The 16,990-nt window shown below is 63.1% G+C and carries 15 protein-coding genes and 1 tRNA gene; all 16 read right to left on the bottom strand.

The genetic code is table 11. The features are described from left to right. Window positions 1–110 precede the first annotated feature (110 nt). The 16 genes from AC6H0R_RS11655 to gyrA all read right to left on the bottom strand — a co-directional run bounded on the left by AC6H0R_RS11655 (window position 111) and on the right by gyrA (window position 16,981). A tRNA-Val gene (locus tag AC6H0R_RS11655) sits at window positions 111–187 on the bottom strand. A gap of 44 nt (window positions 188–231) precedes the next feature. Next, complete coding sequence (locus AC6H0R_RS11650) at window positions 232–1,023, bottom strand: 3'-5' exonuclease (RefSeq protein ID WP_497581535.1); 792 nt, start codon at window positions 1,021–1,023, stop codon at window positions 232–234. Next, the gene (locus tag AC6H0R_RS11645) at window positions 1,020–1,442 is read right to left on the bottom strand and encodes a YdbL family probable chaperone protein (RefSeq protein ID WP_497581534.1); all 423 of its coding nucleotides are present in this window, start codon (window positions 1,440–1,442) and stop codon (window positions 1,020–1,022) included. Before AC6H0R_RS11645 ends, AC6H0R_RS11650 begins: the two co-directional genes overlap by 4 nt. After that, on the bottom strand, window positions 1,439–1,618 hold the full coding sequence (locus AC6H0R_RS11640) for a hypothetical protein (protein ID WP_497581563.1): 180 nt from the start codon (window positions 1,616–1,618) through the stop codon (window positions 1,439–1,441). Before AC6H0R_RS11640 ends, AC6H0R_RS11645 begins: the two co-directional genes overlap by 4 nt. A gap of 19 nt (window positions 1,619–1,637) precedes the next feature. After that, window positions 1,638–3,608: a hypothetical protein gene (locus AC6H0R_RS11635; protein WP_497581533.1), complete on the bottom strand. Its 1,971-nt coding sequence runs from the start codon at window positions 3,606–3,608 to the stop codon at window positions 1,638–1,640. A 4-nt stretch (window positions 3,609–3,612) separates the two neighbouring features. Beyond that, window positions 3,613–4,503: a cysteine synthase CysM gene (cysM, locus tag AC6H0R_RS11630; protein WP_497581532.1), complete on the bottom strand. Its 891-nt coding sequence runs from the start codon at window positions 4,501–4,503 to the stop codon at window positions 3,613–3,615. An 88-nt stretch (window positions 4,504–4,591) separates the two neighbouring features. After that, entirely contained in the window at window positions 4,592–5,767 is a 1,176-nt protein-coding gene (lapB, locus tag AC6H0R_RS11625; RefSeq protein WP_497581531.1) for a lipopolysaccharide assembly protein LapB, read from the bottom strand. 5 nt (window positions 5,768–5,772) lie between these two features. Then, on the bottom strand, window positions 5,773–6,039 hold the full coding sequence (locus AC6H0R_RS11620) for a LapA family protein (RefSeq protein WP_497581530.1): 267 nt from the start codon (window positions 6,037–6,039) through the stop codon (window positions 5,773–5,775). Between the two features lie 83 nt (window positions 6,040–6,122). After that, a complete protein-coding gene (locus tag AC6H0R_RS11615) occupies window positions 6,123–6,407 on the bottom strand; it encodes an integration host factor subunit beta (RefSeq protein ID WP_497581529.1) in 285 nt (94 codons plus the stop codon). A 13-nt stretch (window positions 6,408–6,420) separates the two neighbouring features. Further along, window positions 6,421–8,124 (bottom strand): 30S ribosomal protein S1, encoded by a 1,704-nt coding sequence (gene rpsA, locus AC6H0R_RS11610; protein ID WP_497581528.1) that lies wholly within the window; start codon window positions 8,122–8,124, stop codon window positions 6,421–6,423. Window positions 8,125–8,203: 79 nt separating this feature from the next. Further along, window positions 8,204–10,156: a bifunctional 3-phosphoshikimate 1-carboxyvinyltransferase/cytidylate kinase gene (locus tag AC6H0R_RS11605; RefSeq protein ID WP_497581527.1), complete on the bottom strand. Its 1,953-nt coding sequence runs from the start codon at window positions 10,154–10,156 to the stop codon at window positions 8,204–8,206. 2 nt (window positions 10,157–10,158) lie between these two features. Continuing rightward, window positions 10,159–11,052 carry a prephenate dehydrogenase gene (locus AC6H0R_RS11600; RefSeq protein ID WP_497581526.1) on the bottom strand — a complete coding sequence of 298 codons (894 nt, stop codon included), beginning with the start codon at window positions 11,050–11,052 and terminating at the stop codon, window positions 10,159–10,161. Then, a complete protein-coding gene (gene hisC, locus AC6H0R_RS11595; protein ID WP_497581525.1) occupies window positions 11,052–12,188 on the bottom strand; it encodes a histidinol-phosphate transaminase in 1,137 nt (378 codons plus the stop codon). Before hisC ends, AC6H0R_RS11600 begins: the two co-directional genes overlap by 1 nt. Before the next feature lie 10 nt (window positions 12,189–12,198). Then, entirely contained in the window at window positions 12,199–13,263 is a 1,065-nt protein-coding gene (gene pheA, locus AC6H0R_RS11590) for a prephenate dehydratase (protein ID WP_497581524.1), read from the bottom strand. Window positions 13,264–13,275: 12 nt separating this feature from the next. Next, on the bottom strand, window positions 13,276–14,376 hold the full coding sequence (gene serC / locus AC6H0R_RS11585) for a 3-phosphoserine/phosphohydroxythreonine transaminase (protein WP_497581523.1): 1,101 nt from the start codon (window positions 14,374–14,376) through the stop codon (window positions 13,276–13,278). Window positions 14,377–14,395: 19 nt separating this feature from the next. Beyond that, window positions 14,396–16,981 carry a DNA gyrase subunit A gene (gene gyrA / locus AC6H0R_RS11580; RefSeq protein ID WP_497581522.1) on the bottom strand — a complete coding sequence of 862 codons (2,586 nt, stop codon included), beginning with the start codon at window positions 16,979–16,981 and terminating at the stop codon, window positions 14,396–14,398. Between the last annotated feature and the right edge of the window lie 9 nt (window positions 16,982–16,990).

Below are 16,990 nucleotides of genomic sequence, written 5' to 3'. Positions count from 1 at the left end.
AAAAAGTGCGGTCGAGCCGCACTTTTTTCTTTGGAACGATGCTGAGCCCGACCTAATACTGCACAGAGGCGGTAGTGGTAGTTCGGGACATCGACATGGCTCCTGGGTGTTGGTAGGCGCGATTGGATTCGAACCAACGACCCCCACCATGTCAAGGTGGTGCTCTAACCAACTGAGCTACGCGCCTGCTAAGAGCGGCGAATTATAGCGGCCCGTTCAGGCTTGTCAAAATTATTTGCTCGGCCAGGCTTCGAGAAAAGCTTTCCAGTGCGGCGCATCGATCTTCTCGAGCGATTCGCGCACGAATGCCAGCTCTGCCGCATGCGCCGCAGCATCACGCTCGCCGCGCATTCGCTGGAATCCGAGAAAGACCAGATAGGTGTTCACGACATCTGTTTCGCAGTAGTCGCGAATCTCGTCCGCACGCCCTTCCTGCCACGCCTGCCACACGGCGGAACCATCCATGCCGAGCTTGCCGGGGAAGCCCATCAGCTTGGCCATCTCATCGAGCCGCACCGATGCGCGCGGCTGATACATCGCCAGCAGATCCATCAGATCCGTATGACGAGCGTGGTAACGGCTGATGTAGTTGTTCCACTTGAATTCGCGCGAGTCGTGGTAATCACCCTCGCCCTGATCCCAGTACCGCGGTGCAGAAGCGCCATGAATCAGGCCGCGATAGTGCAGCACTGGCAAATCGAAGCCGCCGCCGTTCCACGACACGATCTGCGGTGTGTAACGCTCGATGCCGTCGAAGAAGCGCTGGATGATCTGCCCTTCACCGCTTTCCGGCTCGGCCAGCGAGAACACGCGGAAGTTCTGCGCATCACGCAGCACGCAGGAAATGGCGACAACGCGTTGCAGATGATGCGGCAGGAAATCCGAACCGGTCGCGACGCGACGCTGCTGGAAGGCGAACTCGGCCACCTCCGCGTCAGCCAGATCAGCCGGAAGCTCGTGCAGATCGCGAATACCGGCGACATCGGGAATGGTCTCGATGTCGAAGACAAGGACTGGCGTCACTTGCGCGCCCAGCCACTCGCCCCTTCGACCCACCAGCCGCGCTGGGCTCGGTCGATCCAGCGCTGGGCGAAGGTACTGCGGATGTCCGCCTCCCATTCGGGATGGCCGTTGGCACGCGCGATCTCACGGTACAGCGCACTGCGATCGGCGTTCTCGGACGCGATCAGCGAGGTGACGCGACTACGCTGGGCCAGCGGTACGCTGGAAGCATCGCGCAGCGCAACACTGCCGTCCTTTGCCAGACCGATGGCGCCGGAGGCATACAGAGGCGCAAGATCGCCATGCCGCTGCTGCATAGACTTCTGCAAGGCGCTGATTGCCGGCGTATTGATTTCAAGGTTGCCCTGCGCCGCGGCAAACGACGCCCACCCGGCGAACAGCAGCACGCACAACGCACGAAGCATGGATCGGAAAGTCATTGCGCACCTCCGTTGGCCGGCGCGGTCGTGGAGCCCTGCAGCTGCCAGACCTCGTCAATGATGCGGTCTGCCGCCTTTTCAGCCGCCGCGGCCGGAAAGTAGATGTTGATCGTGACGCAGCCGGCCAACAGCCCAAGCAGCGCTCCAGCGAGCATGTAGTGCCTCATTCCGCTCACGTGTAATCCCCCGGCAGGTTCAGCGAATGACCGGCGCGGCGTTCGATTCAATCACGCGCTGCACGCGTCCGACGAACTCGTCCCAGTCGACGCGGCGATTGTAGCCGATGATGTTGAGCGCCGGGATGCCGCCCCCGCGCACGATGTCGAAGCTGCCGGTCGCATTGGAGCCAATCCCGCCCATGCTGCAGACCCCGGATTCCAGCCGGCAACTCAGGCCGATTTCGCGATAACCGAAGTCATCGAAGAAGCGCAGGAAACTGCGCTGTAACGCCAGCCCGGCGCCCGGCCCGGCCAGCGCGCCGATGTTCTCGACGGCGCGCTGGCTGATGCGCTTCGAATACCGCCCCGGACTGCTGGCTACCCTTGCATCAAAACGCACGGGACGCCAATTGGCGAGCTCCAGCCCGTCGACGTCAAGATCGACGAAGCCGGTCATGCCTCCAAAGGAAAAGGTCTGCGTGAGCTGCGCCAGATCGAGATTGCGGGCAGTCAGATTGGCAAACAGACGGGACGAGACACCAAAAGGCTCGATCGCTTTCAGGTCGATCAAACGCAGATAGCCATCAAACACTGAAACGATCAAAGCGCCGTCAAGCGACAGCTCGCCCGGAGAAACGCGCAGCCCGGGCAAGGAAGCGGACAGCACACCGGCCATTTCGGGCAAACCTACCGCCTTGCTCAAAAGGGGCATGGAGATCGGCTCAACCACCGCTGCGCCGCTGCCTGACCACCCCGCCTCACTGCGCTCCAGCGCCAGGTCGCTGAGCACGAGACGACCGTCAAGCACCGGCACCACAAGCTGCGGCACCGACACGGATTGCCCCTGCAGACGTGCTTCCAACTCGAACCGGCCGAGCTCCAGAGCTTCCCAACGCCCGCCCTCGAAACGCAGATTGGCCCGCGTCGCCTCATCCGCGCGCCACGGTAGCGCGCCCGACAGGGGGCCGAACGACAGTGCCGCATCCGCATCTTCGAAGCGCACGCCATCAAACACGGCGTCAACCGATTGCACGGCTCCGTGATCAAACACGATGCCCGCACTGAGGTGACCGTCGAACCCCAGGGATTGGGCGCGCGAAGGTGCAAGCACCGGAGCGATGAAACGCGGGCCGATGATCGCCAGATCTGCCGACGCAACAGCTACCGCAAAGCGCTGCGGCACGCCGCCCGGCAAGGCAATGGTCGCTCGGGCCTCGACCGCCGCGGCACCATCAATCTCGAGCGCAAAACGTTGCAGCTCCAGCGTATCCGAGCCCAGTAATCCTTCGAATGACAGCCCGGCTGGTGCAGTGAGATAGACGGGGTGGATGTAGGACTCGCCGGCAGTCCAGCGCAGCCGGCCAGAGAACTCATGCCCCGCCTCGCGTGGACGCACACGTGCATCCACCTCAACCCGCAAACCCTCTGCTGCCTGCAGCCCATCCGCGCTGGCAAAACCGCCGCCCGACAACACGCCTTCAATAGTGATGGCGGAATCCGCCGCGAAGTCCACACGGCCATCGAATGCACCCGTCGGCGCATGGCTCGCCAATGCCGGGATCCAGGCAGCCAGACGCTGCAACCGGAACCCCTCCAGCTGCGCCGACAGTTCGCCATGCAGCAGGCGAAGCACCAGCGTTTCGCCCGCCGCGCGCACACGCAACGTGGCATCCCGCGACAGCAGATTGAGTTCGAAATCGACGTAAATCGGCTCATCAAGCCCGCTGGCCGCGAACCGCCCACCCTCGCAACGCGCGTCCGGAAAAGCGAGCAGGAACTTCGGGCAGCGCAGGTGCAGGGCCTGCCAGTGGCGCCCTGCCGCAGTGAGTCGCTGAACACGTATGTCGGCGCGCGCACCGTCGTCCGACACCGTCAGCGTCATCCCCTGCATGCTGAATGCCGGATGTTCGATGGCGCCGATGCTGAAATCGAGTGCGGCCGCATGCGCCGGTATGGCGCTGAGGAAAAGCAGCACCGCAAGCGCAAGACCGCGCCAGCCGGCACACATGGCTTCAGCCCGGGAACACGCCCGTAGACAGGTAACGATCGCCACGATCGCACACGATCGAGACGATCACCGCATTCTCGACCTGCTCGGCAATACGTAAGGCAACATGCATCGCCCCGCCAGAGGAAATACCGGCAAAAATGCCCTCCTCACGCGCAAGCCGACGCGTCATCTCCTCCGCTTCAGCCTGCCCGACATACTCCAGCCGGTCGACCGCGCTCTTGTCGTAGATACGCGGCAGATAGGCCTCCGGCCATTTTCGGATACCGGGAATCTGCGCGCCCTCGTCGGGCTGGCAGCCGATGATCTGGACGGCCGGGCTCTTCTCCTTGAAGAAACGCGAGCAGCCCATTATGGTGCCGGTAGTGCCCATGCTGCTGATGAAGTGCGTCACACGCCCACCGGTCTGCTCCCAGATCTCGGGGCCGGTGCCTTCATAGTGCGCAATCGGATTGTCCGGGTTGGCGAACTGATCGAGGATGATGCCGCGCCCTTCGTCGCGCATGCGCTCGGCCACATCACGCGCCATTTCCATGCCACCTTCCTTGCCCGTCAGCACCAGTTCAGCACCGAAGGCGCGCATGGTCTGACGACGCTCCACGCTCTGGTTCTCGGGCATCACCAGGATCATGCCGTAGCCACGCATCGCGGCCGCCATGGCCAGCGCGATGCCGGTGTTGCCGCTGGTGGCCTCGATCAGCGTGTCGCCCGGCTTGATGTCGCCGCGCGCTTCGGCGCGCACGATCATCGACAACGCCGGGCGATCCTTCACGGAACCCGCCGGATTATTGCCTTCGAGCTTGGCGAGGATGACGTTGTTGCGTCCGGCGGTGATGCGCTTGAGGCGCACCAGCGGGGTGTGTCCGACGTAGTCTTCGAGCGTCTTGTAGTCCATGTCAGCCTTGCTGGATGTGGGCGATGACGGTGAGTGTAGAGGCATGGCGGACAAGCCTGAAGCGGCCGCCGGTTCTATCCAAATGCCTTCAGGGCGCGAGGTCGAATTCCTCGGTGCGGCGCGGCGGGTAGGTCTCCCAACCGCCACAAGCCGGGCAGCGCCACTGGAACTGGCGGGATTTGAAGCCGCAGCCATCGCACCGGTAGCGTGCAACACGGCGCGTATGCCCGTGAATCAATTGCTTGACCAGCTCGATATCGTCGCGCTGCGCGGCGTCGGCCTGCTGTGCAGCGGCCTCCAGCAACTTCTCCAATCCCAGTACGGTGGGGTTGCGCTTGAGCTGCTCGCGCACCAGCTCATAGGCCGCCTTCGGCCCCTTGCGCTCGATCTCCCACTTGAAGACCTGATCCATCAGATCCAACGTGGGGTTGCGCTCCAACCAGGCACGCAACAGCGTCTGCCCGTGATCCAGGCGGTCGAGGCGACCATAAACGTCCATGACGCGCTCTGCGACCTGCGACAAATAGACGGGATCCTGATTCTCGACCCGTTTCCAGGCTTCGATCGCCTCCTCCAGCCGACCTTCAGCCAGCAGAAGATCACCCAGCAAAATACTGGCGCGCACGCAGCGCCGGTTCATCTCGATGGCTTCGTCGATATAGCCACGCGCCTCTTCATGCTGCGAACTTGCCAAGGCGTTGTCTGCCAGCTCACAGTAAAAATTGGCGATTTCCTTGCGCCACTGCACCCCTTCATGTCCGCTCAGGCTGCGTGCAATGTCGACCGCCTTCAACCACTCCTTTTCCTGCTGGTAGATATCGAGCAGGTTATGGGTGGCGATCTCGTTGTGCCGCGTCCCGCGCAAGCGCAGGTAGATCGCCTCAGCGCGATCCAGCAAGCCTGCACGCAGATAATCCTCAGCGAGGGCGGCCAGCGCGTCCATGCGCCGCTCTTCCTTCAGATCCTCGCGATCCACCAGACTCTGGTGCATGCGGATGGCACGCTCGGTTTCACCGCGGCGGCGAAACAGCGCACCCAGCGCGAAATGCAGCTCGATGGTGTCGGGGTCGATGCGCACCGCTTCAATGAAGGCATCGACCGCCTTGTCCTGCTGCTCATTGATGAGAAAGTTCAAGCCGTTCAGGTAAGAACGCGGCAGGGCCCGCGATTCGCGCACAACCTGACGAATATCGATACGCGCGGCCAGCCAGCCGAGCGCAAAGAAAAGCGGCAGCGCCAACAGCCACCAGAATTCAATTTCCATGCTCTTCAGTCCGTCTTGCGTTCGCGCTCAAGCCGCGCGTTCTCGCGCCGCAAACGGCTGATCTCGCGCTGCTTGCCAAGCAGCGAAGCGAAGGTCGCGGTCACGCCCAGCACTGCGCCCGCTGCAAACGCGGCAAGAATCACGAAAACCAGCGGCAAGCTCCATTCGCTGCCGAAGAAGAAGCGCAGATCGACAAGCTGATCATTCTTGACGGCAAACCCGAACAGGAGAAAGAACAACAGCAGGCGGATGGCCCATATCAGGATGCGCATGGAATATCTTCCTTCGAGGTCAAAAAAAAGGCGGCCTACGCCGCCCTTTCGGGAATCACCGGCAGGTGCCGATGCTTGCATGCTCAGGCCACGATATCAACCCGTTCCCGCAATTCCTTGCCTGCCTTGAAATGCGGCACGTGCTTTTCAGGAACCTGCACGCGATCGCCGGACTTGGGATTACGACCGATACGGGGCGGCCGATAGTTCAACGCGAAGCTGCCAAAACCGCGGATCTCGATACGATCACCGCGCGAAAGGGCGTCGGTCATCGCATCGAGAACCATCTTGACCGCGTAATCGGCGTCCTTCACGACCAGCTGCGGAAAACGAGCCGCAAGCCGCGCAATCAGTTCCGATTTGGTCATGACGAGCGCTGGATTACTGCTTCTGCTCGTTCAGCTTGGCCTTGAGCAGCGCACCAAGGTTGGTGGTGCCACTCACTGCGTCAGCCGACAGCTTGGTCATCGCGTCGCTGGTTTCAACCTGGTCTTTGGCACGGATCGAGAGGTTGATCGAACGGGTCTTGCGATCCACGTTGATGATCAGCGCCTCGACCTGATCGCCTTCCTTGAGCACGGTCGTCAGATCGTCGATACGGTGAGCAGCGGCCTCGGAAGCGCGCAGATAGCCTTCGACTTCTTCGTTGAGCTGGATCACGGCACCACGGGCATCAACACTCTTGACGGTGCCGGTGGCCAGCGAGTTCTTCTCGTGGGTGGCGATGAAGTTGGTGAAGGGGTCACCCTCCATCTGCTTCACGCCCAGCGAGATGCGCTCACGCTCGACATCAATGGCCAGCACCAGGGCTTCGACTTCGTCGCCCTTCTTGAAGCGGCGCACGGCGTCTTCACCGGACTCGCTCCACGACAGGTCAGACAGATGCACCAGACCGTCGATACCACCATCCAGGCCGATGAACACACCAAAGTCGGTAATCGACTTGATCTGGCCACGAACCTTGTCGCCTTTCTTGTGATTCAGGGCGAAATCGTCCCACGGGTTGGACATGCACTGCTTCATGCCCAGCGAGATGCGGCGACGGTCTTCGTCGATTTCGAGAATCATCACTTCGACTTCGTCGCCCAGCTGGACAACCTTGGTCGGGTGGATGTTCTTGTTGGTCCAGTCCATTTCGGACACGTGGACCAGGCCTTCGATACCCTGCTCGACTTCGACAAACGCGCCGTAGTCGGTGATGTTGGTGACCTTGCCGAACAGGCGGGTGCTCTGCGGGTAACGGCGGGCGATGCCGACCCACGGGTCGTCGCCGAGTTGCTTGAGACCCAGCGAAACGCGCTGACGCTCCTGGTCGAACTTGAGGACCTTGGCTTCGATTTCGTCGCCAACGTTGAGCACTTCCGACGGGTGACGCACACGACGCCAGGCCAGATCGGTAATGTGCAGCAGGCCGTCGATGCCGCCGAGGTCAACAAACGCACCGTAGTCGGTGATGTTCTTGACGATACCCTTGACGACCGAGCCTTCCTGCAGGTTCTCAAGCAGCTTCTGACGCTCTTCACCCATGGTCTCTTCGAGCACGGCGCGGCGCGAAACAACGACGTTGTTGCGCTTGCGGTCGAGCTTGATGACCTTGAACTCGAATTCCTTGCCTTCGTACGGCGTGGTGTCCTTGACCGGACGCATGTCGACCAGCGAGCCCGGCAGGAACGCGCGGATGCTGTTGGTCATGACGGTCAGACCGCCCTTGACGCGACCCGAGACGACGCCCTTCACCAGGGAGCCTTCGTTGAGTGCTTTTTCCAGATCGTTCCAGGCGGCAATGCGCTTGGCCTTTTCGCGGGACAGGCGGGTCTCGCCGTAGCCGTCTTCCAGAGCGTCGATTGCGACATGGACGAAGTCGCCGATGCTGACCTCGAGCTCACCGCGGTCGTCGCGGAACTCTTCGATGGCAACATAGCTTTCGGACTTGAGTCCGGCGTTCACGACCACGAAGTTGTGATCGATATTGACCACTTCGGCAGTGATCACCTCGCCAGCGCGCATTTCCTGGCGGGCAAGGCTTTCTTCGAACAGGTCGGCAAAGCTCTCCATGGAGCTGGAGACGGGGGTGGCAGTAGTCATAAGGGTTGAGGTTCCAAATATCGCGGAAACGGCCGCGACGCCTGTCAGTTTGCAAAAAAAACCGGACACCGGGCGGTGTTCAGTCAGCCTTGCGCGGGACGGACCCACGCATGTTTTCCAGAACAAATGAAACGGCCTCTTCGATCGACATATCGGTCGTATCGACAAGCACCGCATCAGGAAGCTGTCTTAGCGGAGCGACGCTTCGAGCCGCATCGCGGCGGTCGCGCTCCTCAAGATCGTTCTGAAGGTCGTGGAGTATAGCCGCTGAACCTTTTTCGATCAACTGCTTATAACGCCTTTGCGCCCTTGCAGCAGCCGAGGCGGTGAGGAAAAACTTGCTCGCTGCATCCGGAAACACCACCGAACCGATGTCACGCCCTTCGGCCACCAGGCCCGGCGCACGTCGGAAGTCACGTTGGCGGTCGAGCAAGGCGGTACGCACGGCCGGCAGCACGGCAACGCGGGAGGCGCCCACCGAACAGTCTTCCTCGCGAATGCGGTCCGTCACATCATCGCCGTCGAGCAGGATGCGGCCACCTTCGTAGCGCACCGGCAGCGCTCGTGCGACGGGCTCCAGCGCGAGCTCATCCTCGAAGGCCAAACCCGCGCGCAATGCGGCCAACGCCACCAAGCGATACAACGAACCGCTGTCGAGATAATTCCAGCCCAGCTTGGCCGCCACGCGCGCCGCAACCGTACCCTTGCCCGAGGCCGAAGGCCCGTCGATGCCCAGTACGGGCACCGGCTCGACGACTTCACCGAAAATATCGAAGTAGCCAGGGAAAGTCTTGTTCACGCACTTCGGATCGTTGATGCGCACACGGCAATCACCCAGCGTCACCAGCGAGAAGCACATCGCCATGCGGTGGTCGTCATAGGTGTCGATGGCGGCCGGAAGCAGACGCTCCGGCGGCGTCACACACAGGTAATCGGCGCCCTCTTCGACTACCGCACCGACCTTACGCAGTTCGATGGCCATCGCCGCGATGCGGTCGGTCTCCTTCACACGCCAGCTCGCGATGTTGCGCAGCCGGCACGGCCCGTCGGCAAACAGCGCGGCCACGGCCAGGGTCATTGCCGCGTCGGGAATATGGTTGAGATCCAGATCGAAGGCGCGCAGGCGACCGCTCTGCGGCGCGCGCGCCTCGATCCAGTTGTCGCCCATGGTGATACGCGCACCGAGTTGCTCCAGCGCCTCGGCAAAACGCACGTCGCCCTGGATGCTGTCGGCGCCAACACCTTCCACGCGTACCGGTCCACCACCGATGGCGCCGGCCGCGAGGAAGTACGAAGCTGCCGAGGCATCGCCCTCGACGAACAAGGTGCCGGGACTCACGTAACGCGCATTGCCCGGCACGATAAAGCGCTGCCAGCCTTCACGCTTCACGGTCACGCCGAAGCGCGTCATCAGCGCCAGCGTGATCTCGATGTAAGGCTTGGAAATCAGCTCGCCGACCACTTCAATGGTGGTCTCCTTGCCGGTCACCGGCAGCGCCATCAGCAACGCGGTGAGAAACTGGCTGGAAACATCGCCACGTACGCGCACTACACCGCCTGCCCCGATGTTGCCGGCGTGGATGGCGAGCGGCGGAAAACCCTCTTTGCCGAGGTAATCAATGTCTGCGCCGATCTGGCGCAAGGCGTCGACCAAATCACCGATCGGCCGCTCGTGCATGCGCGAAACGCCGGACAATCGGTACTCGCCCCCCGACAGTGCCAGCGCCGCGGTCAGCGGACGGAAGGCCGTGCCGGCGTTACCGAGAAAGAGATCGCCGGACTTCACCGGGAACGGCCCACCTACTCCCTGAACGCGGTAGCCACCATCGTCGCCGCGCGACCACTTCACGCCGAGCGCAGTAAGCGCTTCCAGCATGCGATCCACATCGTCAGACGACAGCAGATCGCGGATCTCGGTCTCGCCTTCGGCCAGCGCAGCGAGCAACAACGTGCGGTTGGAAATGCTTTTGGAGCCCGGCAAACGAACGGTGCCGCGTGCGCCGAGCAGCGGTGGAAGATCGAGGAACTCCATCGTCACTCCGGGGTATTCGGGTCTGTACGGTGGCCGTTGGCCCACGCATTGCGGGCCTCACGTGCGGCCGCGAAATGCTGCTCCAGTCGTTCGCCGTCGGCCGACAGCAGCAGCGCCCGCAGATACGCCAGTTCGGCCAAGTATTGATCCAGTTCGGCCAGCAAAGGCTGGCGATTGGCGATGCAGATGTCGCGCCACATTTCAGGGCTACTGCCGGCGATACGCGTGAAGTCGCGAAAGCCGCTGGCCGCGAAGTGGAACAGCTGTTCGGCATTGGCGCGTTCAGCCAGATCATGCACTAGCCCGAAGGCCAACAGGTGCGGCAGATGGCTGACGGCGGCAAAGATGCGATCGTGATCGTGCGGCGGCACTTCGTGCACCATGGCTCCGCAGGCCTCCCACACCTCGCGCACGCGCAGCACGGCGGCGGGTTCGTTCTCGGGCAGCGGCGTGACGACCACCTTCTTGCCCTCGTACAGCGAATCGAAAGCCGCCTCGACGCCGCTTTTCTCCGCGCCTGCGATCGGATGCGCCGGCACCACATTGCCGAGCCGTTCGCCCAGATTGCGGTAGATGGCTTCCATTACATCGCGCTTGGTACTGCCGGCGTCGGTGACGATGGTGTTCTCGGCCAGATGCGGAGCCATGGCGCCCATCGCGGCGTCCATCTGTCCGACCGGCGCAGCAAGCAGCACGAAGTCGGCGCCGTCCAACGCGTCGGCCCAGTCGGTGGCGATTTCGTCGATCACGCCGAGTTTGACCGCACGCTCCAGCGGCGCACGCGTACGTCCGATACCCACCACGCGCTTGACCATGCCGGCCTTGCGCAGCGCCATCGCAAAGGAGCCACCGATCAGGCCGACGCCACAGATCACCAGCTTGTTGATCACCGCCATCAGCCTGCACCCCTCACTTCAGCCAACGCCACCCGCAGGGCCGCGATGCAGCGCGAATTCTCCTCGGACAGCCCGATCGAAATGCGCAACCATTCGGGCATGCCGTAGCCCGCCACCGGGCGCACGATCACGCCTTGGCGAAGCAAGGCGCGATTGACCGCTGCCGCGTCGCCCACGCGCACCGCAACAAAATTGCCGGCCGACGGAATCCATTCAAGCCCAAGGCCGGCGAAGGCGTCCGTAAACTGCTCCATGCCGGCACGATTGAGCTCCGCGCTGCGCGCGAGAAAATCCGCATCACCGAGCGCTGCAGTCGCCGCGGCCAGCGCGACGCTGGAGACGTTGAAGGGCTGACGCACGCGGTTGAGCAGATCGACCACGGCCGGGTGGCCCACACCGTAGCCGACGCGCAGGCCGGCGAGCCCATAGGCCTTGGAAAAGGTGCGCGATACCAGCAGATTGGGAAAGCGTGCAATCCAGGCGATGCTGTCGTAGCGCTGCTGTGCGTCAAGGTATTCGGTGTAGGCCTCGTCGAGCACCACCAGCACGTCGGCCGGTACGCGGCGCAGAAATGCCTCAATGGCCGCTCCGGACAGGAAGGTTCCGGTCGGGTTGTTCGGGTTGGCGACGAAGACGATGCGCGTGTCCGGCGTGATCGCCGCCGCCATCGTATCCAGATCGTGGCCGTGATCACGCGCCGCAACCTCAATGCCCCGCGCGCCGGTGGCATTGGTTGCCAGCGGATAGACCGCAAAGGCGTACTGCGAATACACCGCTGACGCGCCCGGCGACAGCAGTGCCCGGGCAGCGAGTTCGAGAATGTCGTTGGAGCCGTTGCCGAGCACCAGCTGGTCCAGCCCCACCCCGAGCCTGGCCGACAGCGCGGCCTTGAGCTCGAAACCATTGCCGTCCGGGTAGCGCGCGATATCTTCCAGTGCGGCTGCAGCTGCCTTACGCGCGGCCTCGCTCATACCCAGCGGGTTCTCGTTCGAGGCGAGCTTGACGATGTCGCCCTCGGCCAGCCCCATCTCGCGCGCAAGCTCGGAGATCGGCTTGCCCGGCTGGTAGGGCGAAATCGCACGGATGTGAGCCGGAGCGCGCTCGGCGACGGGGGAAAGCTTGAGACTGTCGTTCATGCCAGAAACCTCAGATCGCGGCTACCGGATAGGAGCCGAGCACCTTCACGAAGGACGCGCGCGCTTCCAGCTCAAGCAGCGCTGCGGCCACGGCAGCGTCGGCCTGATGGCCCTCGATGTCGATGTAGAACATGTATTCCCACATGCCGTTGCGCGCCGGGCGGGATTGCAGCTTGGTCATGCTCACGCCATGACGCGCCAGCGGTTCAAGCAATTGATGCACGGCGCCGGGGCGGTTCGGTGCGGAACACACCAGCGAAGTCTTGTCGCGTCCCGACACGCCGGCATCGTGCTGACCGAGCACCAGGAAGCGCGTGGTGTTGCGCGGATCGTCCTCGATGTTGGCGCCGAGCACGCTCAGACCATACAGCGTTGCCGCCGCCTCACCGGCAATGGCGGCAGCGCCCTCTTCCGCGGCCGCCAGCCGCGCAGCCTCGGCATTGCTGGTAACCGGCACGCGTTCAGCACGCGGCAGATTGCGGTTGAGCCATTCGTGACACTGCGCCAGCGACTGCGAATGCGAATAGACCTTGGCCACGCCATCCAGCGCTCCGGCCTGGCTCATCAGATGCTGGTGGATGCGCAGGCTGACCTCGCCGCACACCTTGAGGCGGCTTGCCAACAGCAGATCCAGCGTGCCGCCGACCACGCCTTCGGTGGAGTTCTCGACCGGCACCACACAATAGTCGGCGTTGCCGGCCTCGACCATGCGGAAGGATTCCTCGATGGTGGCCTGCGGCTGGAACATCGGCGCAGAACCGAAATGCTTGCGCGCCGCGCTCTCCGAGAACGTGCCGGCCGGGCCGAGATAGACCACGCGCAGCGGCTGCTCCAACGCCAGACAGGCCGACATGATCTCGCGGAACACGCGCTGCACGGTCTGATCGGGCAAGGGGCCGGGATTTTCGTCGGCAATGCGGCGCAGCACCTGCGCCTCGCGCTCGGGCCGATACAGATTGCCCTGCTTGACCTCTCCGATGCGCTGGGCGTTGCGGGCGCGCTGGGAGAGACGTTCAAGAATTTCCCGGTCGAGGCGGTCGATGTCGTTTCTGAGCTGGTGCAGTTCGTCACTCATGCTGAACTCCGGTCATCCCCGCGTGCGCTCGAACTCGCGCATGTACGCGACGAGGGCCTCGACACCCGCAAGGGGCATGGCGTTATAGATCGACGCGCGCATGCCGCCGACCGATTTGTGTCCTTTCAACTGGGCCAGACCGGCCGCCTCGGCACCGGCCAGGAAATCCGCCTCCAGCCGCGTGTCGGCGAGCAGGAACGGTACGTTCATGCGCGAGCGGCAGGCCGGATCGATCTCGTTGCGGTACAGACCGGAAGCGTCGATGAAGCCGTACAGCAACTCCGCCTTGGCGGCATTGACGGTCTCCACCGCGGCCAGCCCACCCTGACGCTGCAGCCACTGGAAGACCAGGCCGGCAACATAAATGGCGTAAGTCGGCGGGGTGTTGAGCATGGAATCGTGCTCAGCCATGGTGCCGTAGCGCATCACGGCTGGCGTACCGCCCCAGACACGGTCGAGCAGGTCGTCGCGCACGATGGTGACGACCAGTCCGGACGGGCCGATGTTCTTCTGCGCGCCGGCGTAGATCATGCCGAAACGGCCTACGTCGAGCGGGCGCGACAGGATATGGGACGACATGTCGGCCACCAGCGGCACGCGGCTGTCAGGCAACTGTGCGGGGTCGAGGAATTCAACGCCGTGGATGGTCTCGTTGGTGCACAGGTGCAGATAGGCCGCCGACGCATCGAGCGAAAGCTCGCCGGCAAGCGGCACTCGACGGAAATGCGCCTCTTCGGTCGAACCCGCGCAACGCACGGCACCACCGACAAAAGGCGCGATGCCCTGCGCGACGTCAAAGGCCTTTTGCGACCAGGTGCCGGTCACGATGTAATCGGCAGAACCACCGCCGAGCAGGTTCATCGGAATCTGCGAGAACTGCTGCGTCCCGCCGCCCTGCAGAAACAGCACGCGGTAATTGGCAGGCACATCCAGCAGGCTGCACAGATCGGCTTCGGCACGCTCGGCAATGGCCGTGAAATGCTTGCCGCGATGGCTCATCTCCATCACACCGCAGCCGGCACCGTGCCAGTCGAGCATCTCGTCGGCGGCCTGACGCAACACCTCTTCCGGCAGCGCCGCGGGGCCGGCGCTGAAGTTGTACACGCGGCTCATGCCGGTCACTCCGAAAGCATTATTCCGCAGCCTCGTCGGCTGCATCGTCGCCGTCGTCCAGCACATCTTCCGGATCGGATTCGATGACCTGCTCGATACCGGCCAGATAGGTGCCTTCGTCGAGATTGATCAGCGTCACACCCTGCGTAGCACGACCCAGTTCGCGGATGTCAGCGACACGGGTGCGGATCAGCACGCCGCCATTGGAGATCAGCATGACCTCGTCAGTGGTATGCACCAGGCAGGCACCGACCAGCTTGCCGTTACGCTCAGAGGTCTGGATCGCGATCATGCCCTTGGTACCACGGCCGTGACGCGTGTATTCGCCCACCGGCGTGCGCTTGCCGTAACCGTTTTCGGTGGCAGTCAGAACGCACTGGGATTCGTCGCTGGCAACCAGCATGGCAATGACGCGCTGACTGTCCTCGATGTTCATGCCGCGCACGCCGCGCGCCTCACGCCCCATCGGGCGCACATCGCGCTCAGGGAAGCGCACGGCCTTGCCGGCGTCCGAGAAAAGCATCACGTCGCACTCGCCATTGGTGATGGCAACGCCGACCAGGTGGTCGCCGTCATCCAGGCCCACCGCAATGATGCCGGCCTTGCGCGGATTCGAGAACGCAGTGAGCGCGGTCTTCTTGACCGTACCCTGGGCGGTGGCCATGAACACGAAATGATCGTCGTCGAAGGTCTGCACCGGGAGCACAGCGGTGATCTTCTCGCCTTCGAGCAGCGGGAAGAGATTGACGATGGGTTTGCCTCGCGCGTTGCGAGCGCCCTCGGGCACCTCATACACCTTCAGCCAATACACACGGCCGCGGTTCGAGAAGCACAGCATGTAGTCGTGGGTGTTGGCGACGAACAGGCGGTCGATGAAGTCATCGTCCTTCATGCCGGTGGCCTGCTTGCCGCGGCCACCGCGTCGCTGGGAACGGTAGTCAGCGAGTGGCTGACGCTTGATGTAACCGCCGTGCGACAAGGTCACGACCATGTCTTCCGGCGCGATGAGGTCCTCGATGCTGATGTCCGAGGTGCTCATCACGATCTCGGAGCGACGCGGGTCACCGTACTGGTTCTTCACGACGGCGAGCTCCTCGCCGATGATGCTCGAGATGCGGTCGGGACGCGCCAGGATGTCGAGCAGATCGGCGATCAGCTCCATGACCTCGCGGTACTCCCCGACGATCTTGTCCTGCTCGAGCCCGGTCAAGCGCTGCAGGCGCAATTCGAGAATGGCCTGGGCTTGCACGTCCGACAGGCGGTAGCCTTGCTCCGACAAGCCGAACTCCGGCGCCAGCCCGTCCGGGCGGTAATGTTCAGCCGCGGCGCGCGCGAGCATCTCCTCGACAAGCGGGCTGCGCCAGACGCGCGCCAGCAACTCGCGCTTGGCGTCAGCCGGTGCCGGTGCAGCCTTGATCAGCGCAATGACTTCATCCACGTTCGACAGCGCCACCGCTAGGCCTTCCAGCGTGTGACCACGCTCGCGCGCCTTGCGCAGTTCGAAGATGGTGCGGCGCGTGACGACTTCGCGACGATGCGACAGGAAGCAGTCGATCATGTCGTGCAGGTTCAGCGTGCGCGGCTTGCCATCGACCAGCGCCACCATGTTCATGCCGAAAGTGTCTTGCAGCTGGGTCTGCTTGAACAGATTGTTCAGCACGACCTCGGGCATCTCGCCGCGCTTGAGCTCGATGACCACGCGCATGCCGGACTTGTCGGACTCGTCGCGGATCTCGCTGATGCCTTCGATCTTCTTCTCGTTAACCAGCTCCGCAATGCGCTCAAGCAGCGTGCGCTTGTTAACCTGATACGGCAGCTCGTCGACGATGATGGCCTGACGGTTGCCCTTCTCAAGGTCTTCAAAGTGGGTTCGCGCGCGCATCACCACACGGCCACGACCGGTGCGATAGCCGTCATGCACACCGGACAGGCCGTAGATCAGTGCAGCGGTCGGGAAGTCCGGCGCCTGCACGATCTGGATCAGGTCGTCGATCGACGCATCCGGATTCGCCAGCAGATGCAGGCAGGCATCCACCACTTCGGTCAGGTTGTGCGGCGGAATGTTGGTCGCCATGCCGACCGCGATACCGGACGAGCCGTTGATCAGCAGGTTCGGGATGCGCGACGGCAGGATCAGCGGTTCCTGCTCCGAGCCGTCATAGTTCGGGCCGAAGTCGACGGTTTCCTTGTCGATGTCCGCCAGCAGCTCGTGACCGATGCGCGCCATGCGGATTTCGGTGTAACGCATCGCTGCCGCATTGTCGCCGTCAACCGAACCGAAGTTGCCCTGGCCGTCGACCAACATGTAACGCAAGGAAAAACTCTGCGCCATGCGCACGATGGTGTCGTACACCGCCGAGTCGCCGTGCGGGTGATATTTACCGATCACGTCGCCGACGATACGCGCCGACTTCTTGTAAGGCTTGTTCCAGTCGTTCGACAGCTCGTGCATCGCGAACAGGACTCGCCGATGCACCGGCTTGAGGCCGTCACGTGCATCTGGCAGCGCACGCCCCACAATCACGCTCATGGCGTAATCAAGGTAGGAATGGCGCATCTCCTCTTCGAGACTGATCGGCAGGGTTTCTTTGGCGAACGTGGTCATCTCGGCTCG

It is taken from the genome of Pseudazoarcus sp. NS36 (assembly GCF_059703705.1).
The sequence above is the reverse complement of the archived record's forward strand: the minus strand, read 5'-3'. Positions and strand labels throughout refer to the sequence as shown.